Genomic DNA, 17,168 nt, shown 5'->3' on the forward strand with positions numbered 1-17,168 from the left:
CGCCGTGACGCTGCTGACCGCGCTGTCCCAGAGCACGGTCAGCATGGCACTCCAGGCAGACGCGGTCGCGGGCGGGAAGGGCTCCGGGGGCTTCGGCATCCGGCTGGCCGAGGCCCCCGTGGCCCGGCGTCACGACCCGCGTGCGCGCACCGGCATCGTCGACCATCTCGCCCCCGGCACCACCATCAAACGGCGGGTGGAGCTCTCCAGCACCTTCCGGAAGGCGCTGCACGTCCAGTTGTACTCCGCGGCCGCCACGATCGCGCATCACAAGTTCACGATCACCCCCGATCGCACTCCGAACGAGCTGACGACCTGGACCTCGCTCGACCAGCCCACGGTGACCTTGCCGGCGTTCGGCAAGAGGACCGCGCGCGTCACGATCCGGGTACCGGCGAAGGCGTCACAGGGCGAGCGGTACGCCGTGATCTGGGCGCAGGTCACGGCCCGGCCCGACGCCAGGCACAACGTCGGCGTCGTCCACCGGGTGGGGATCCCCATCTACCTCGACATCGGCCCGGGCGGCGAGCCGCCGTCGGACCTGCGCATCGAGAAGCTGACCCCGGCCCGCGCCGAGGACGGCCGGCCGCGGCTCGTCGCCCAGGTCCACAACACCGGCGGCCGAGCGCTCGACGTGAGCGGAACGCTCTGGCTGTCCGACGGCCCCGGCGGCCTCCGGGCCGGTCCGTACGCCGCCACGCTCGGCGTCACGCTGCGTCCCGGAGACACCGCGCCGGTGATGGTGGTGCTGGACAGGCGGATACCGAACGGCCCGTGGAAGGCACGGCTGACACTGCAGAGCGGCATGGTCAGCCGGACGGTATCGGCCACCGTCACGTTCCCGGAGAAGGGCACCGGCACGGCGATCACGCTGAGCTCGGAGTCCGCGTACGCGGTCCCGGCGATCGCCGGCCTCGTCATCGTCGTGGGCGGCGTGCCACTGTTCCTGCTTCGCCGGCGGTCGAGGAGAAGGTGAGGCCGCCGGCTCTCCGGCGGGGCGAGCCACGGTCCCACCGGACGTGAGGGGCCGGCATCGCGCGAGCGGCTGCCGGCAGGCCCGTTTTCACAGCACCGCTTTGGCGATCTTGTCGACGTAGTCCTCGGTGAACCAGAGGTTGCTGTCCGGTCCGACCGTGACGTCGAACGGCCCGGAGAGGCTGGTCGGGACCGCGTACTCGCTGATCGTCCCCGACGTGGTGACGCTGGCGAGGTTATTCGCGACCTGCTCCACGAACCACAGGTTGTTGTCCGGGCCGGCGGTGATGCCCCACGGGAAGCTGTTCGGGTCGCTCAGCGGGTACTCGGTGAACGATCCGCCGGTGGTGACGGAACTGACCTTTCCGTTGCCATCGGTGTACCACAGGTTTCCGTCCGAACCGGTGGTTATCTCGATAGGCATCGCTCCGGTGCTGGGGGCGGTGTATTCGGTTACCGACCCGGAGGTGGTGATCTGGGCGACTCCGCTGGTGAGGGCCTCGGTGAACCACAGAGCGCCGTCCGGACCCGAAGTGATGCCCAGCGGGTAGGCGCCGCTGGTCGGCACGGAGTACTCGGTGAAGATCCCGGAGGTCGTCAGCTTCGCGATCTTGTTGCCCTCGAGCTCGGTCAACCACAGGTTGTCGTCCGGCCCGGCGGTGATGCCCCACGGGTAGGCGCCGCTGGTCGGCACGGAGTACTCGGTGATCGTCCCGGAGGTCGTTATCTTCCCGACCTGGTTGGCATTGGCTTCGGTGAACCACAGGGCACCGTCCGAACCAACGGTGATGTCGGTCGGCCCCGCATCGGTGGTGGGCAGTGAGTACTCGGTGAACAGACCGCCGGTGGTGAGCTTTCCGATCTTGTTCGCGTAGTTCTCGGTGAACCACAGGTTGTCGTCCGGGCCGGTGGTGATGCCGATGGGCGTCGCCGGGCTGGTCGGTATGGATATCTCACTGATCGTCGGTGTCTTTCGAGCCTGCAGCGTCTTTGGGGCCTGGAATGCCCGTTGAGCCTGCAGTGCCTTCAGAGCCTGTGCCGGCGCGCCCCCGCCGGCCGGGCGCGCGGGAGGGTAGTGACACCGGATATGCCGGTGCTGCGGCATGCGCTTCAGCTTGAGGCACAGCTTCACGTGCGGAGGTAGGGGACGCTGACTGGGCGGGGCGGCGGACGCCGCGGGCACAAGTGCGCTTATCCCCAGCGCCAGCGCCATAGCCGCGAACAGGTATCTGAATGGTCGAATGCGGTAACGCATGACATCCCTTCCACCGAAGAGCAGGAAATAATGCGGACAGGCCGCCGGGATGCGATTGAACGATGTGAAGGGTCGCGACGTTGGACCGCCGCGAGTCGACTCGGCATCAGATGTACGCCCTGACGGCCCCGGGCCGAACGGCACTGCGAGTCCCGCCCGACCCGGCGATCCAGATATCTCCCAATGCCGCCATGGTCTACATTCACGCCTGGTCATGAGTCGGTCAATTCAGCGGGCCGGATCGACACAAAGCAGGGCGGTTTCCGTGGAAGAATTCCGCGTCGTTACAAGCCAGGAACCGTGGTGGCGAAAATGGATTTTCGGTCGGTAACGCTGCCAGGCGACTCCACCGAGTATCCGCCGGATCCCGACGCGGGCCGTCAGGCGACCGAATGGGAGACCGTGGCGGTGTAGGTGCCCGCGACGGCCGATGACGGAACGGTGACGACGAGCGTCGGTGCCCAGCTCGTGCTACTGGTGCCCGCCGCCTTGGACGCCGAGAACGCGGTCACCGTCGTGGACAGCGGCACTCGCTGTGCCGCGGTGTTCTGACCCGGGGTACGGGCGCCGGCTCCCGTGAAAGCCGTGGCCGGTCCGGACCAGTACGCGATGTTGCCGTTCGTGATGGTCTCGGCCGTCGTGCCGCCACCGGTCGTGAGGTTCGTGGACGAAACGGTCGCCGTCCAGCCAGCCACCCCGGCCGGCCGTCGGCCACGGTCACCGTGCCCATGGAGGCGCTGACCGTGCCGCCGGGAAGTCCGCTGCCCAGGCTCGCCGTGGCAGGGACGGTGATCGTCAACGTGTTCGCGAGTGCCGCGACCATCGACCGGCGCGCCGCGCGGGAGCCGTCGGCCGCGCACGAGCGGTCGGGTCGCGCCCCGGGCGGGCCGCCTGGGATGAGGCGGGCTCGACCGGGGCGCAGGGCGAACCGCCCGGTCGTCCCGAGATCGGCGGGCGCAGGGCGGTGCCGCCGGGCGGGCAGCGCCAGTCGGCCGGCCGGGGTCCGAGGGCGACGTTGCCGGTGTGTGACGGACCTTCGATCCCGCGCCGCTCCCGCGTCCCGGACGGACCGATGGTGGAGCCTGGATGTCGCCGAGGTGATGGTGGTGGACCGTCGGCGCCGTCCGGCATGCGAGGCCCGCCGGTGCTGGCCGGCACGTGAGGCGGACCGGCCGGCGGCCGGCGATCCGGCGCCAGACCGCTCGCGCAGCGGCTGGCGAAGGACCGGGCCCGGCGCGTTCGCCCGGCTCAGGCTCGAGGAGATCGGACGATGACCGACCGGCCGGGCCGGCCTGCGGCGGGTCGCTGGACGCTGCCGGGTCGGGTGAGTCGCTCGCCGCGGATTCCCGCGGTGTGACCGCCGGGTTCGCGGACGGCGACGACGTGTCGGTCCGGCCATCGGACGCCGGCGAGCCGGCGGCGGACCGACCCGACCGGCTCATCCCGTCGGTCCGCGTCGACGCGGGCGTCGTCGGAGGGCACCAGGCCGTCGGCGACCGCCAGGGCCGCGGCGCATGAGAGTGGTCCGGTGCCGGCACCGGGGAGGCGGCGGCCGGAGCGCCCGCGCCGAGAACCAGCGCGATCCACGCGATCAGCGATGGACCGCGTCCGTGGCTCTTCCTCATCCCGGTCCTCGAAAAGTTCTCGTGAGCGCCGCATACGCGCATCCACGGTGCACGAAGGAAACCAATGGCAGCTTAGACACCAAGACAGAACCGTGTTCTCCAATCGCTCCCGTGGACCGCAAATGCCGTTTAAAGAAACAGTCTGATCCGGCATCATCGACCGACTGTGCCAGGTCCCCGGCCGACGGCATATCGGACCAATCAGCCAAAGGCAGCGATCATCCGGGGCCATCCAGGCCCCGATCGACGAATTACTGGACATTTACTCGAATGGTTTTCAAATTCCGGCCGCCGAGCAGGATAGGCTCACGCAAGCGCCCGCGCCAGGCGGATTGTTTCGGTGGAGGAGATCGACAGTTGCCCAGAAACCGCCTCGGCATTCCGTCGGCGAGTGCCGCCGTGGTGGTCGCGATGCTCGTCGCCCTGCCCGCGCACGCCGGCACCTGCACGTCGCCGACCGCGTGCCCCACCACGACGACCGTCGCGGTGACGGCGCCCGGCGGGCTGACCATCAGCGTGCCCGCCAGCCCGGTCAGCCTCGGGAGTGGCGCGCCGAGCACCCAGATCAGCAGGGCACTCGGCGCCACCACGGTCACGGATCAGCGGGCCCAGCTCACCGCCACGTGGACGGCGAGCGTGACGGCCACGAACTTCACCTTCGGCGCCAACACCGTCGCCAACACCGCCGTCCTGTACTGGTCCGGATCCGCCACCGCCACCACCGGAAACGGAACCTTCGTTCCCGGGCAGGCCAACGCGGCGGCCGCGCAGTCGCTGAACGTGTCCCGGACCGCGTTCAGCAAGACGGCCGGAGCGGGAGACAACTCCGCCACCTGGAAGCCCACCATCGTGGTCAACGTCCCTGCCGGGGCGGCCGTGGGCACCTACTCCGGCACGGTGAGCCAGTCCGTTGTCTGAGCCGCGTTGGCCCTCCGCAGCAGCGCTCCTCGCCCTTCACCTGTTCGGCGCCGCGCCGGCGACCGCGCACGCCGTCAGGAGGCACGTGCGTCCCGCGGACGAGGGCGCCATCGGCGTCAGCCTCGTCGGCACTCCGTCCGACCGGGCGGACGATCCACGAGCGCGCCTCTTCATCGTCGACCACGTCAGCCCCGGCACGACGTTCACCCGGCGCCTGCGGGTCGACAACACCTCACGAACGCTCCAGCGGGTGACGCTCTACGCCGCCGCCGCCGGAATCAGCGGCCACCGCTTCACCTTCGCGCCGGGCGCCACCGGTAACGAGCTGAGCTCGTGGATCACGCTCGACCGTTCCCGGCTCGGCCTGAGGGCGCACTCCGGCGAACCGGTCACGGCCACCGTCGCCGTGCCGCCGTGGGCGACGAAAGGCGAGCGGTACGCCGTCATCTGGGCCCAGGTGTCCTCCGTCACCCGGAGCCGTGAGGCGAACATCGCCTTGGTCAACCGGGTCGGGATACGCGCCTATCTCGACGTCGGCCCGGGCGGCGAACCGCCGTCGGACTTCACGATCGGCGACGTACGGTCACGGCGGACCCGAGACGGGCGGCGGACGGTGGTGGCGACCGTCTCCAACACCGGCCGGCGCGCCATCGACCTCGGCGGGTGGCTGTCCCTGGCGGCCGGCCCCGGCTGCCTGCGCGCCGGCCCCCTCCCGGTCCCCCGCGGCACGACCCTGGCGCCCGGCGATCGGGGACGGATCGCCGTGCCCCTGGGCGCGGACCTGCCGGACGGACCGTGGACGTTCCGCCTCACCCTGCGAAGCGGCCGGATCGAGCACACGGCGACCGGCACCGTCACCTTCGCGAAGAAGGCCGGCACACCGGGCGTACCGCCGTCGTTCGTCGCCCGCTTCCTGAGACCGGCCGTCGCGCTCGCCGGATTCCTGACCGCCGCACTGATCCTTCTTCTCGTCCGCCTGCGCCGCCTCCGCGCCCGTGCACGCGTCCCCGGCCACCGGCCCTCTCGGACCGGATGATCGCGGCGTCGCTACGCGGTGAGGAGCCCGCGTACCTGCTCGGCGGAGCGGAAGACCTCGGCGCGCATGCCGACCTCGCGGGCGGCCACGACGTTGACCTCGGTGTCGTCGATGAACAGGCAGTCGGCCGGGGTGACGCCGAGGCTTCCGGCCGCGATCTCGAAGGCGCGGTGGTCGGGCTTGGCCACCCCGATGGCGCAGGAGTACGTCCGTGCGTCGAAGTGCGCGAGCCACGCGCCGTGCTTCTTCTCGAACATCGGGACCAGGTCGGCGATGATGTTCGACAGCAGGCCGAGGCGGTACCCCCGGCCGGCGAGCTCGCCGACGAGGGCGACCATGGCCGGGTCGGTGTCCGTCCAGCTCGCCAGGTCGGCCTCGGTCAGCGCGTCGATCGTGTCCGGGGCGTACCGCACGCCCATCCGGTCGCCGACCGCCGCCCAGTACTCCGCGCTGGTCTGTCCCGCGTCGTACGGCTTGCGGAGCGCCCAGTAGGCGTCCCAGAGGACCTCGGGCCGGACGCCGGCGATCCGTTCGATACGGCGCTTGGCCTCGGGCGTCTGAGGCAGCGCGATGACGCCGAACAGGTCGAATACGATCGCGGACGGCATGCGGGTCCTCTCCTCCAGCGACGGCCAGGCGGTGACGCGAGCCTAGCCTGCTCAACCCAGACGGACCGCACGGGAATCGGACAGTTGAACAAGCGGTTGGGTGGGCACGTCATAATGAGGGGGTGACGACCACGAGCAAGGACAACGGACGGCAGCGGGCCGAAGCCCGCACCACGGGGGGCGCCCGCCGCCGCGCCAAGGGCTCGTCGACGCTCGCCTCCGAGCGCCGTGAGCATCTCGTGAAGCTCGCGGCGGAGCTGTTCGCCCAAAAGGGATACCAGGCCACGACGGTCCGCAACATCGCCGACGAGGCCGGCATCCTGTCCGGAAGCCTCTACCACCACTTCGACTCCAAGGAGTCGATCGTGGATGAGATCCTCACGTCCTTCTTCGACGAGCTGGCCGCCGCCAACCAGGCGGCCCTCGCCAGGGGTGGCGACCCACGTGAGGTCCTGTCCGACCTGGTGCGCATCTGCTTCGGCACGCTCGTCCCGCACCGCGCGGCGATCATGGTCCTGCAGAACGACTGGAACTACCTCAAGCAGTTCGAGCGGTTCGACTACCTCGCCAAGGCCGAGGCCGACACCGAGCGCCTGTGGGTCGAGCAGATCAAGCGGGGGCAGGAGACCGGGCTGTTCCGTGAGGACATCGAGCCGAAGCTCACCTACCGGATGATCCGCGACACGATCTGGGTGACCGTCCGATGGTTCCAGCCGGAGGGCCGGCTGGACGCCGACGGCCTCGCCGACCACTACATCAAGGTCCTGTTCGACGGCATCTCACTGCACCGCTGAACCGCTCCCGGGCGCCCCGGGTCGGGGCGCCCGCGGGCGTGGTCAGTTCAGCTTGTTCAGCTCCTCCGGGAGACGTTCGAGCAGGCCCCGCAGGTCGTCGGCGTGCTCCTCCTCCTGGGCGAGGATCGTCTCGAAGATCCGCTTGGTCGTCGGGTCGTCGTCCCCGAGCCACTGGACGATCTCGGTGTAGGACATGATCGCGACGCGTTCCGCGACCAGGTCCTCCTTGATCATTTCGACCAGGTCGAGGCTGCCGGCGTACTCCGCGTGCGCGCGGGTCGCGAGCGTGTCCGGGTCGAAGTCCGGTTCGCCGCCGAGCTGGACGATGCGTTCGGCCAGCATGTCGGCGTGCGACTGCTCCTCCGCCGCGTGCTCCTGGAACTCCTGGGCGACCGCCTCGGCGTGGATCCCCGTGGCGGTGAAGAAGTGCCGTTTGTACCGCAGCACGCACACGATCTCGGTGGCGAGGGCCTCGTTGCAGACCTGGATGACGCGGTGGAGATCGGCGCCGTACGCGTCGGTGACCGGCCCCTTGTCGATCTCGGTCTTGGCGCGCTCGCGGATGGTCTTGATGTCGGTCAGGAATTCGGCCATGGGTGTCGTTACCTCCTTCCCCTGACCTACCTCAGCGCACACGGTCTACACCGGCCGCCGCGCACCACTCGACGCGTACGAGGGTGGCCCGGGCAGGCGCGCGCTACTCGACGGTTCTGGCTCGATTTTCGTGAGTGAACGGCTCCGGACCAGGCGAACCCGTCCGCTCACCGCCCCGCCTCCCATGGCCCTTTGCTCTGCTTACCCTGAGTACACATCTGGCACGGTCCACCGCCTACTCGGCGTAAGCAGAGCAAAGGCCTTCGGGAACACATGCAGCCTTGCCCGGGGCCCGGGCGACCGTTACCGCGACCGCCACGAAATGTGAGTCAAAACCACTCGACGCGCGCGAGGATGGCCCGGGCCGATGCGCGCTACTCGACGCGTACGGGGGCGGTCCGGGCCGGCGCGGCGGCTCGGCGTTCGGCAGCAGGCGGGCGAGCGGGGCGGGCAGCCACCAGTTGGCCTTGCCGAGGAGCTCCATGATGGCCGGGACCAGCACCATCCGGACCACGGTCGCGTCGATGAGCACGGCCACGCCGAGCCCGAGGCCCATCTGCTTGACCGCGATGTCCGCGCCGAGGAGCACCGCCAGGAACACGCACACCATGATGGCCGCCGCGGCGGTGATCACCCGGGCCGTACGGGCGAGGCCGCGGGTGACGGCCTCGCGCGTCGCCGCGCCCCGGTCGTACTCCTCGCGGACCCGCGAGATGAGGAACACCTCGTAGTCCATCGACAGCCCGAACAGGATCGGGAACATGAACAGCGGCACCCACGAGGTCACCGGCATGCCCGTCGGGAAGCCCAGCTGGTGCCCCAGCCATCCCCACTGGACGACGGCCGTGAGCACGCCGTACGCCGCTCCGATGGACACCAGGTTCATCAGTGCCGCCTTGAGGGCGATGGCCACCGACCGGACCAGCACCAGGAGCAGGATCAGCGACAGGCCGACGACGACCGCGATCAGCCACGGGAGCCGGGAGATCACCGCGTCCGCGAAGTCGATGGTGGCGGCGCTGGGCCCGCCGACGTAGACGCGCGGGCCGCCCGCGTCGTGCCGCGCCGCCATGGCCGCGCGCAGCGTGTGGACGAGCTTGGGCGTCGCGGCGTCCTGCAGCCCGGTCCTCGGGTACGCGACGAACATGGCGGTGGCGCCGTCCTGGCTGGTCCGGACGGGGGTGACCGAGGCGACGCCCGGGGTGTTCCGGACGGTGTCCGCCACGGGCTGTACGTCCCCGGGCAGGCGGGTCACGACGATCAGCGGCGCGTCGTATCCGGCGCCGAACCCGTCGGCGAGGATGCGGTGCGAGGCGTAGGCGCTCGTGTCGTGGGGCTGGGTGCTGGAGTCGGTGAAGCTCAGCCGCATCGACAGCGCCGGCACGGCGATCACCAGCAGCGCGGCCGCCGAGACCACGACCGCGGTCACCGGCCGCCGCTGGATCACGCCGGCCCACCGCTCGGACAGCGGGCGCCGCCGCCGTCGGCGGGCGAGGAACGGCAGGCCGAACCGGTCGATGTTCCGGCCCGTGAAGCCGAGCAGCGCGGGCAGCAGTGTGACCGCGGTGATCATCGTCATGAGGACGGTGAGGGACGCGGCGACGGCGACGGCGTTCAGCAGCCGCTGCCCCATGACGAACAGGCCCAGGAGCGCGACGACCACGGTCGTGCCCGCGAACAGCACCGACCGCCCGGCCGTCGCGATCGCGACGACCGTCGCCTCCTCGGGGTCGGCGGCATGCGCTTCGGGGTCGTCCCCGTGCAGCGCCTCGCGGTAGCGGGTGACGATGAACAGCGCGTAGTCCACGCCGACGCCGAGGCCGATGAGGCCCGCGACGATCGGGCTGAAACCCGGGGCCGGCAGAACGTGGCCGAGCAGTTCGATGCCGGCCAGGCCGGTGCCGATGCCGAAGACCGCGGTCACGATCGGCAGGCCCATCGCCAGCAGCGACCCGAACGCGATGAGCAGCACGATGACGGCGGCGAGCAGGCCTATTCCTTCGGTCGGCCCGCCCCCGGGCGTCTCGGCGCTCACCACCGCGCTGCCGCCGAGGGCGAGCGTCAGCCCGTCCCCGGACCCCTCGCGCACGTCGGAGATCATCGCCGTGACGGCCTGCTTCGGCACGTCGTCGGACCCCTTGTCGAGCTGGACCGGGGCGAACGCCGTCCGGCGGTCCGGCGACACCTGACCGGGTGCCGCGTACGGCGAGCTCACTGATGTGACGTGCGGGGCGTGGGCGAGTTCTCCGAGCACCTTCTCCACCTGGGGCCGTACGGCGTCGATCCCGCCGTCGGCGCGGATGGCGAGGGTGAGCGTGTCGCCTTCCTGGGTCGGGAAGTGCTTCTTGATCAGATCCTGGGCCTGGGATGACTCGGCCTTGCCTCCGGAGAAGTCGTTGTCGGCCGCCGCGGCGAAGCTGAAACCGACGGCGAGGACGGCCGCGGCGCCGACGATCCAGGCCAGCAGGACCAGGCGCCTCCGGCGGTAACAGAAACGGGCCAGCCGCGCGAGCGGTCCGTCGTACATGGGGATCACCTCGTAAACGTTTTAATGGCGTCCCGAGAGTGACGGCGAACCGTATGGCGGCGCGTCCGTCCGGCGATGACACTGCGAAGGCGGTCGTACTCCCCCGGGCGTACGGCGGAGTCGGTAGCGTCCGCCCCCGCCGTCCGCCGTGCGGAGCAGGGTCCGGCGACCGCATGGTCCGGAGCCGGTAGGGGCCGGTAGGGGCCGGTAGGGGCCGACGCCGACCGGCCAGGCGTCCGCGGCCGCTTCCAGAGCCGGGAGGCGGGCGGACACCGGAAGGAGCCGGGCCCGGAGCCGCGGTCAGGCGCCCGCTGACGCCTCCAAAGCTGGAAGGCGGGCGGGACACCGGAAGGAGCCGTGGTCAGGCGCCCGCTGACGCCTCCAAGGCCGGGAGGCGGGCGGACACCGTGAAGCCTCCGGCCGGCCCCCTCCGCGTGGCGAACGTACCGCCCGCCGCCTCGGCGCGCTCGCGCATGCCGTTGAGCCCGTTGCCGGCGCACATGCCCTCCGACGGCCCCGCGCCGTCGTCGGTGACCTCGACGAGGAGCTCACGGTCGCCGTACGTCAGCGTGACCCGCGCCGCGGCCAACGGTCCGGCATGGCGCAGCACGTTCGTCAGCGACTCCTGGACGATGCGGTACGCGGCGTGGTCGGTCTCGGCGGCCAGCGTCCCGCTGCCGCTGAAGTGGGCGTCGACCGTGAGGCCGGCCGCGCGCATGGCCTCGAACAGGGCGGGCAGCCGGGCGAGACCGTGCTCGGCGAGAGGCACCGCGCCGGCACCGTCGCGGAGCATGCCCAGGGTCGCGCGGATCTCGGCCAGGGCCGCCTTGCCCGTCGTCCGGATCGCCGACAGCGCGGCCCGGGATCCGTCGTCCCCGTCGCCGAGCAGGTGCAGGGCGCTGCCGGCCTGCACGGTGATCGTGCCCATGCTGTGCGCGATCGTGTCGTGCAGCTCCCGGGCGATCCGCAGGCGTTCCTCCGCGACGCGCCGGGCCGCCTCCCGCTCCTGGCTCTCCTCGGCCTGCCGCAGCCGCTCCCGGGTCTCGGCGGCCAGCTCACGGCGGCTGCGCACGTACTCGCCGAAGAGGATGGTCCCGGCCAGCAGGGTGACCTGCGGCAGGGTGTCGCTGAGCGTCTGCATCACCGACTCGTCCTTGAGCCCCAGGGTCACGACGTACCCGGCGATCAGGTAGAACACCGTGATGCCGGTCCCCCAGCGCCACTTCCCGGCCAGGGCGGCGAAGTACAGCTGGACCGACAGCGCGTACGCCGGAGAGAACCCCGGATAGTTGGTCGAGTAGTAGACGAAGAGCAGGGCGGAGGAGGCGAGGAGGACGCCGAGCGGCCACCGCCGGTGCAGCGGGATCGGCAGCGCGATCAGCGCGGCCATGAGGTACGCCCCGAGGTCCACCGGCCTCGAACGGGGCTCGTGCGCCACCGACACGGTGATGCACAGGCCGATCACCTCGCCGATCGTCAGGATCACGTCGATCAGCACGGCACGGGACAGGCGCATGCGCGAACCGTACGCCGCCCGACCGCCCCTGGATATGGTGCTGGCCCCCTGACGAGGAACGTCAGCGCACCAGGACGGCGGCGCTGCCGTAGGAGCCGCCGAAGCCGGTGCAGAGGGCGACCTCGGCGCCGGCGACCTGGTTCACTCCGTCGCCGCGTAGCTGGCGCACCGCCTCGGCGACGTTGTTGAGGCCGTGGACGTAGCCCTCCGAGAGCAGTCCGCCGTGCGGGTTGACGGTGCCGAGGCCGTGGTGCAGCGTCTCGGCCAGGTCGGACCGGGCGCACAGCCCGAAGTCCTCCAGTTGCCGGGGGACCAGCCAGGAGTACGCGTCGTAGAGCAGGGCCACGTCGATGTCGGCCGGCGTCATGCCCGCGGCCGCGTAGAGCGGGCCGGCGACGTGGGAGGAGAAGATCCTCGTCACGTCGTCGGTCTTGTCCATCGCCGAGGCGCCCGGTCCCCCGCCGCGGACGACGGCGTGGACGCGCGGTGCGCCCGGCGCGCGGTCGGCGGCGGTGATGACGAGGGCGCAGGCGCCGTCGGTCTCCTGGCAGCAGTCGGCGCGGCGCAGCGGCGAGGCCACCGGCGGGCTCGTCCAGTAGTCCTCCTGTTCGCGGCGCAGCGCCCGCGGGTTGGCGGCCGCGTGCGTACGGGAGCTGCGCACGACCGCGCACAGGTCCTTCTCGGTCAGGCCGGTGTCGTGCAGGTACCGCTGGGCGGCAAGCGCGAACTGCGGCACCGGTCCCGCGAGGCCGTACGGGTGGGTGAACTGCTCCTCGACGCCCTCCCCCAGTTTCAGGGAGAGGGTGTTCATCCGCCGCCCGGACCGGCCGTTGAGGGCGCGGTAGACGAGGACGGTGCGGGCCAGGCCCGCGTCGATGAGCATGGCGGCGTCACCCAGGATCGAGGCGGACTGCGTGCCGCCGCCGTAGATCTCGTTGTGCCAGCCGAGGTCGATGCCCAGCTCTCGGGCCACGTGGATCACCGGGGCGGAGTCGCCGAGGTGGTAGCTGAGGATCGCGTCCGGTCGCTGTCCGGCCTCCTCGATCGCCTGGCGGGAGGCCTGGACCGCGAGCTGCAGCTCGGTCCGGTCCGACCGCCGCGACAGGTCCGTCATGCCGACTCCGGCGATCGCCGCCTTCCCGGAGAACCCCTGCATCGCGTCAGTGTGTCATAGACAAGCGCTTGTTCGGCAGCCTGACATCCCCTATGGCCCACGTTGACGATCTTGTCAGGGCATACTGTCTGCCGTGGCAGGCGACGAGGCGACCCCTCCCTCTTTCGACGTGACCATCCCGAGCTCGGCGCGGATGTACGACTACGCGCTCGGCGGCAAGGACAATTACGCCGTCGACCGGGAGACCGCAGAGCGCATCTTCGCCGCGTTCCCCGATCTGCGCGAGCTGGTGAAGGCCAATCGCGGCTTCCTGACCCGGGCCGTGCGGTTCATCGCCGAACAGGGCGTGCGGCAGTTCGTCGACCTGGGCGCCGGAATCCCGACCTCGCCGAACGTCCACGAGATCGCCCGTGAGGTCCACCCGGACGCCTGCGTCCTTTACGTGGACCACGACCCCATCGTCGCCGCCCACAGCAGGGCGCTCCGCGCCGACGGGGGCGGCGTCGCCGTCATCGAGGCGGACATCCGCGACCCCGACACCGTCCTGTCCCGGATCGAGGACAAGGGCGTCATCGACTTCGCCGAGCCGGTCGGCATCCTCTTCATCGACGTGCTGCACTTCGTCACCGACGAGGAGGACCCGGCGGGGATCGTCGCGCGGTTCCGGGACCGCATCGCGCCTGGGAGCCACCTCGCGCTCTCCGCCGCGTGCAGCGACGGAGTCGACCCCGAGAGCGCCGAGAAGGTCACCGCGGCCTACAAGAACGCCACGACGCCCCTGGTCCCGCGCACGCGCGCCGAGATCGAGCGATTCCTCCGGGGTTTCGAGCTCGTCTCCCCCGGACTGGCGAACATGGCCACCTGGCGCGCCGACGGGCCGGAGATCGCCGGCGGCCTGGCGGGCGTCGCCCGCAAGCCGGCCTCGTGAGCCGCCCCTGAGGGCATCGCTCTCGCCGGGTTCGCTCGTCGAATAAAATTCGGCGAAGAGGGCGATGAGCCGACGCGGCGCGTACGGTGTTCGGCTCGTGGCGGACGAACGGAGATCTGCGATGGACGCGGTGGACCAGGCGATCCTGCGCCGGCTGCAGCGGGACGGCCGGCAGACGAACCGGGAGCTGGCCGAGGCGGTGGGGATCGCGCCGTCGACCGCGCTGGAGCGGACGCGGGCGCTCCGCGCGCGGGGCGTGATCACCGGCTTCCACGCGGCGGTGGACCCGGCGACGCTGGACCGCAGCGTGCAGGCGCTGATCTCGATCCGGATCCGTCCGCAGTCCCGCGAGGCGATCGAGAACACCCGCGACAGCATGGCCGCGCTGCCCGAGACGCTCGGCGTGTTCGTGGTGACCGGCAACGAGGACATCCTGGTCCACGTCGCGGTCCCGAGCACCACCTACCTGCGCGACTTCGTGCTCGACCGGCTGGCCCGGCGCAAGGAGTTCGTCGACGTGCGGACGACAGTCGTCTTCGACTACGTCCAGCCGGTGGAGCAGTCCGAACTTCCGGTGTCCGAAGACCGGTATCGCCGAAGCCCCTACGCCTGAACCGCCGCGAGCCGACATCCGACCGAACGAACGGTGCTCCGCAGCCGCTGGTCCGAACGATCGTCGGCCAGATGTTCCGCTGGCCGCATGTTCTCCTAGCGTCGAGGGCATGGATCAACGAAATGACCTCTCCGGCGTGGCCCTGGTGCTCGCGGCCGGAGTCCTCTGGGGGACGGTGGGTCCCGCGCAGGTGTTCGCCGACTCGTCGGCCGGGCCCGTGGCGCTGGGCGGCTCGCGAATCCTGACGGGCGGCATGGTGCTGGCCGTCGCGGTCCTGCTGACGCGCCCGGGCGCGTTCCGTACGCTCACGCGGCCGTCGTGGCCTCCCCTGCTGGCGGCCTCGTGCGCCACGGGGATCTTTCAGGCGTCTTTCATGACCTCGGTCGACCGGACCGGCGCGGCGGTGGCCACCGCGGTCGCGTTCGGGATCGCCCCGGTCAGCACCGGCCTCGTCGAGCGGATCGCGCTCGGCACCCGGCTGACGCGAGCGTGGGCGATCGGCACCGCCACCGCCATCGTCGGCTGCGCCCTGGTGATGACGCCGGACGGGCCGATCCACGTCGACCCGTACGGCGTGCTGTTCGGCGTCGTGAGCGGCTGCTGCTTCGGCGTGTACACCGTGTCGGCCAAACGGCTCACCGGCGACGGCGTGAACATGACGGCGGCCGTGGCGGTGACCCTCCTCATCGGCGGCACCTTCCTGGCGCCCTGGACGCTGTCGCGGCTGCCGGACCTCGGCACGGCGCGCTCGCTGCTGCTCGTCGGCTGGCTGGGGCCGGTGACCGCCGCGCTGGCGTACTCGTTCTTCGTCGCCGGGCTGCGCCGGGTCGCCGCGTCGACCGCGGGCACGCTCTCCCTGGCCGAGCCGCTCGTCGCCACGGTGCTGGCCATGGTGTTCCTGGGAGAGCGGATGTCCGTGCCGGTGGCGGCCGGCTCCGTGCTGCTGCTCGGCGGGCTGGCCGTCGTCTCGCTCCCCGGGCGCCCCTCCCGGCGCGCGAAGCGCACGGAAGGGGCCACGGACGTTCAGCCCGTCACAGTTCGTACTGAACGGCGGCGCGTTCGGCGAGAATCGGCTTGATGTACTCGTCGATGACCGCGCGGTGCACCGGGTGGTCACGGTAGACGAGGTAGGCGTCCCGGTCGGCGAAGTCGGCGACCACGGCGAAGTCGAAGTTGCCGGGGTTCATCCCGGCGTCATCGCCCACGTGGTAGGCCGCGATCTCGGGGATGGCTCCGGGCAGGGCGTTCAGCCGGTCCACCATCGCCCGCTTCCGCTCGTCCGTCGCGTTCTCGTTCCAGCGGAATATCACCACGTGCCGGAATCCGGCCATGTCGCCTCCTTGATCGATGCTTCGCAGGAGACGATACGAGAAGGGCTCACCGCAGGGGCCTTCACCCCTCCAGGTGCGTCGCCGTGCGTTCGGCCAGGTCGAAGGCGCGCTGGAGATCGGCACGCACCAGCCGGCCCGCTTGACGACCTCACCGGCGACCAGGACGGTGTCGACGTTGCTCAGGTCCGCCGCGGTCACCGCCGCGGTGATCGGGTCCCGGAGCGGTACGAGGTTGGGGGTGTCCGTCCGGAGGAGCAGGAGGTCCGCCTGCTTGCCGGGGCGCAGCGACCCGATGCGGTCCTCGAGGCCGAGGGCGGCGGCGCCGTCGATCGTGGCCATCCGGAGCACGTCCGCCGCCGAGATCGCCGGGTCCCCGGCCCTCCCGAAGGCGAACGCCGCGCGCATGAGGCCGAACATGTCCCCGCCGACGCTGGTGACGGCGTCGGCGCCGAGGCTGGTCCGGACGCCGAAGGCGCGCAGGCGGTCGATCTCCGGGCGCCCCAGCCGCATCTGCTCCTCCAGGATCGGGGCCACCGAGGCGGTGCCGCCGCTGTCGGCCATCAGCTTGAACTCGTCGTCGGTGACGCCGTTGACGTGGATGTACGTGGTGTCCGGGCCGAGCAGGCCGCGGTCGCACAGCCGCGCGATCGGCCCAGGGCCGTTGACGTGGACGCTGATCCGCAGGCCCAGGTCGCGGGCGAGACACCAGTCGGCCTCGGCGTCCTCTATGCTCCCGATGCCCGGGCCCCAGGCGGCGAGCGTCGTCGTGACCCGGCCGCCGACGGCGTCGCGGACGCGGCGCACCTCGTCGGGCCGGCGTTCGTCCGGCGCGGGGTGGGCGTAGCCGAAGACGGCGCGGATGCCGGATTCGCGCAGCGCGTCGAGGGCCGCGTCGGTGTGCTCGGGCGAGCGCTGGATGTGGGACCAGTCCAGCAGTGTGGTGATCCCCGCGTTGAGGCATTCCAGGGCTCCCGCGAGGTCGCCGGCGTAGACGTCCTCGGGCCGGAACCGGGGTGCGGCCCCGTACACGATCGCCTCGAGGTACTCACCGAGAGAGGCGTACGGGGCGGTGGACCGGAGCACGCTCTGCCAGGTGTGCCGGTGGGTGTCGACGAAGCCGGGGAGCACGAGGTGGTGCCGTGCGTCGATGACCTCGGCGCCCTCGGCGGGCAGGTCCGGGCCGACCGCGGCGATCACGTCGTCCTCGACGAGCAGGTCGGTCGCGGGGGTGGCGTGCGGCGTGGGGTCGGTGTCGACGACGAGCCCGCCCTTGATCAGAATGCGCGACATAAGTTCCCTTTCCAGAAAGCTTTTTTGAAAGCTATCAGGATGAG

General features: G+C 71.2%; 16 protein-coding genes. 8 read left to right on the plus strand and 8 right to left on the minus strand.

The features are described 5' to 3' along the window. Positions 1–4 precede the first annotated feature (4 nt). On the plus strand, positions 5–976 hold the full coding sequence (locus tag ACYVF7_RS45645; RefSeq protein WP_460352211.1) for a hypothetical protein: 972 nt from the start codon (positions 5–7) through the stop codon (positions 974–976). Positions 977–1,063: 87 nt separating this feature from the next. Here ACYVF7_RS45645 and ACYVF7_RS45650 read toward each other — a convergent pair whose 3' ends face one another. Together ACYVF7_RS45650 and ACYVF7_RS45655 are read right to left on the minus strand one after the other, a co-directional pair. Next, positions 1,064–2,374: a Vgb family protein gene (locus ACYVF7_RS45650; protein WP_460352212.1), complete on the minus strand. Its 1,311-nt coding sequence runs from the start codon at positions 2,372–2,374 to the stop codon at positions 1,064–1,066. A gap of 236 nt (positions 2,375–2,610) precedes the next feature. Further along, positions 2,611–2,925, minus strand: coding sequence for a hypothetical protein (locus ACYVF7_RS45655; RefSeq protein WP_460352213.1), 315 nt, complete (start codon positions 2,923–2,925; stop codon positions 2,611–2,613). Between the two features lie 658 nt (positions 2,926–3,583). Here ACYVF7_RS45655 and ACYVF7_RS45660 point away from each other — a divergent pair. The 3 genes from ACYVF7_RS45660 to ACYVF7_RS45670 all read left to right on the plus strand — a co-directional run bounded on the left by ACYVF7_RS45660 (position 3,584) and on the right by ACYVF7_RS45670 (position 5,809). Further along, a complete protein-coding gene (locus ACYVF7_RS45660) occupies positions 3,584–3,748 on the plus strand; it encodes a hypothetical protein (RefSeq protein WP_460352214.1) in 165 nt (54 codons plus the stop codon). 464 nt (positions 3,749–4,212) lie between these two features. Then, positions 4,213–4,773 (plus strand): hypothetical protein, encoded by a 561-nt coding sequence (locus ACYVF7_RS45665; protein WP_460352215.1) that lies wholly within the window; start codon positions 4,213–4,215, stop codon positions 4,771–4,773. Positions 4,774–4,858: 85 nt separating this feature from the next. After that, a complete protein-coding gene (locus ACYVF7_RS45670) occupies positions 4,859–5,809 on the plus strand; it encodes a hypothetical protein (RefSeq protein WP_460352216.1) in 951 nt (316 codons plus the stop codon). Between the two features lie 11 nt (positions 5,810–5,820). On the opposite strand, the gene ACYVF7_RS45675 is transcribed toward ACYVF7_RS45670, so the two are convergent. Beyond that, complete coding sequence (locus tag ACYVF7_RS45675) at positions 5,821–6,417, minus strand: HAD family hydrolase (RefSeq protein WP_460352217.1); 597 nt, start codon at positions 6,415–6,417, stop codon at positions 5,821–5,823. A 122-nt stretch (positions 6,418–6,539) separates the two neighbouring features. Here ACYVF7_RS45675 and ACYVF7_RS45680 point away from each other — a divergent pair, with 122 nt between their 5' ends. After that, a complete protein-coding gene (locus ACYVF7_RS45680) occupies positions 6,540–7,211 on the plus strand; it encodes a TetR/AcrR family transcriptional regulator (RefSeq protein WP_460352218.1) in 672 nt (223 codons plus the stop codon). 42 nt (positions 7,212–7,253) lie between these two features. Here ACYVF7_RS45680 and ACYVF7_RS45685 read toward each other — a convergent pair whose 3' ends face one another. The 4 genes from ACYVF7_RS45685 to ACYVF7_RS45700 form a co-directional block, all read right to left on the minus strand. Next, positions 7,254–7,805, minus strand: coding sequence for a ferritin-like domain-containing protein (locus ACYVF7_RS45685; protein WP_460352219.1), 552 nt, complete (start codon positions 7,803–7,805; stop codon positions 7,254–7,256). A 235-nt stretch (positions 7,806–8,040) separates the two neighbouring features. Continuing rightward, positions 8,041–10,332 (minus strand): MMPL family transporter, encoded by a 2,292-nt coding sequence (locus tag ACYVF7_RS45690; protein ID WP_460352220.1) that lies wholly within the window; start codon positions 10,330–10,332, stop codon positions 8,041–8,043. A 361-nt stretch (positions 10,333–10,693) separates the two neighbouring features. Beyond that, positions 10,694–11,848: a sensor histidine kinase gene (locus ACYVF7_RS45695; protein ID WP_460352221.1), complete on the minus strand. Its 1,155-nt coding sequence runs from the start codon at positions 11,846–11,848 to the stop codon at positions 10,694–10,696. 61 nt (positions 11,849–11,909) lie between these two features. Then, a complete protein-coding gene (locus tag ACYVF7_RS45700; RefSeq protein WP_460352222.1) occupies positions 11,910–13,004 on the minus strand; it encodes a thiolase C-terminal domain-containing protein in 1,095 nt (364 codons plus the stop codon). Between the two features lie 91 nt (positions 13,005–13,095). Here ACYVF7_RS45700 and ACYVF7_RS45705 point away from each other — a divergent pair, with 91 nt between their 5' ends. The 3 genes from ACYVF7_RS45705 to ACYVF7_RS45715 all read left to right on the plus strand — a co-directional run bounded on the left by ACYVF7_RS45705 (position 13,096) and on the right by ACYVF7_RS45715 (position 15,581). Further along, positions 13,096–13,890, plus strand: a complete 795-nt coding sequence (locus tag ACYVF7_RS45705) for an SAM-dependent methyltransferase (protein ID WP_460352223.1) — start codon at positions 13,096–13,098, stop codon at positions 13,888–13,890. Positions 13,891–14,011: 121 nt separating this feature from the next. Continuing rightward, positions 14,012–14,503, plus strand: coding sequence for an Lrp/AsnC family transcriptional regulator (locus tag ACYVF7_RS45710; RefSeq protein ID WP_460352224.1), 492 nt, complete (start codon positions 14,012–14,014; stop codon positions 14,501–14,503). 109 nt (positions 14,504–14,612) lie between these two features. Then, the gene (locus ACYVF7_RS45715) at positions 14,613–15,581 is read left to right on the plus strand and encodes a DMT family transporter (RefSeq protein ID WP_460352225.1); all 969 of its coding nucleotides are present in this window, start codon (positions 14,613–14,615) and stop codon (positions 15,579–15,581) included. Here ACYVF7_RS45715 and ACYVF7_RS45720 read toward each other — a convergent pair. Continuing rightward, positions 15,535–17,124, minus strand: coding sequence for an amidohydrolase family protein (locus tag ACYVF7_RS45720; RefSeq protein WP_460352226.1), 1,590 nt, complete (start codon positions 17,122–17,124; stop codon positions 15,535–15,537). The two genes, ACYVF7_RS45715 and ACYVF7_RS45720, sit on opposite strands and share 47 nt — an antisense overlap. Positions 17,125–17,168 lie beyond the last annotated feature (44 nt).

The sequence above is a fragment of the Actinoallomurus acanthiterrae genome (assembly GCF_054775715.1).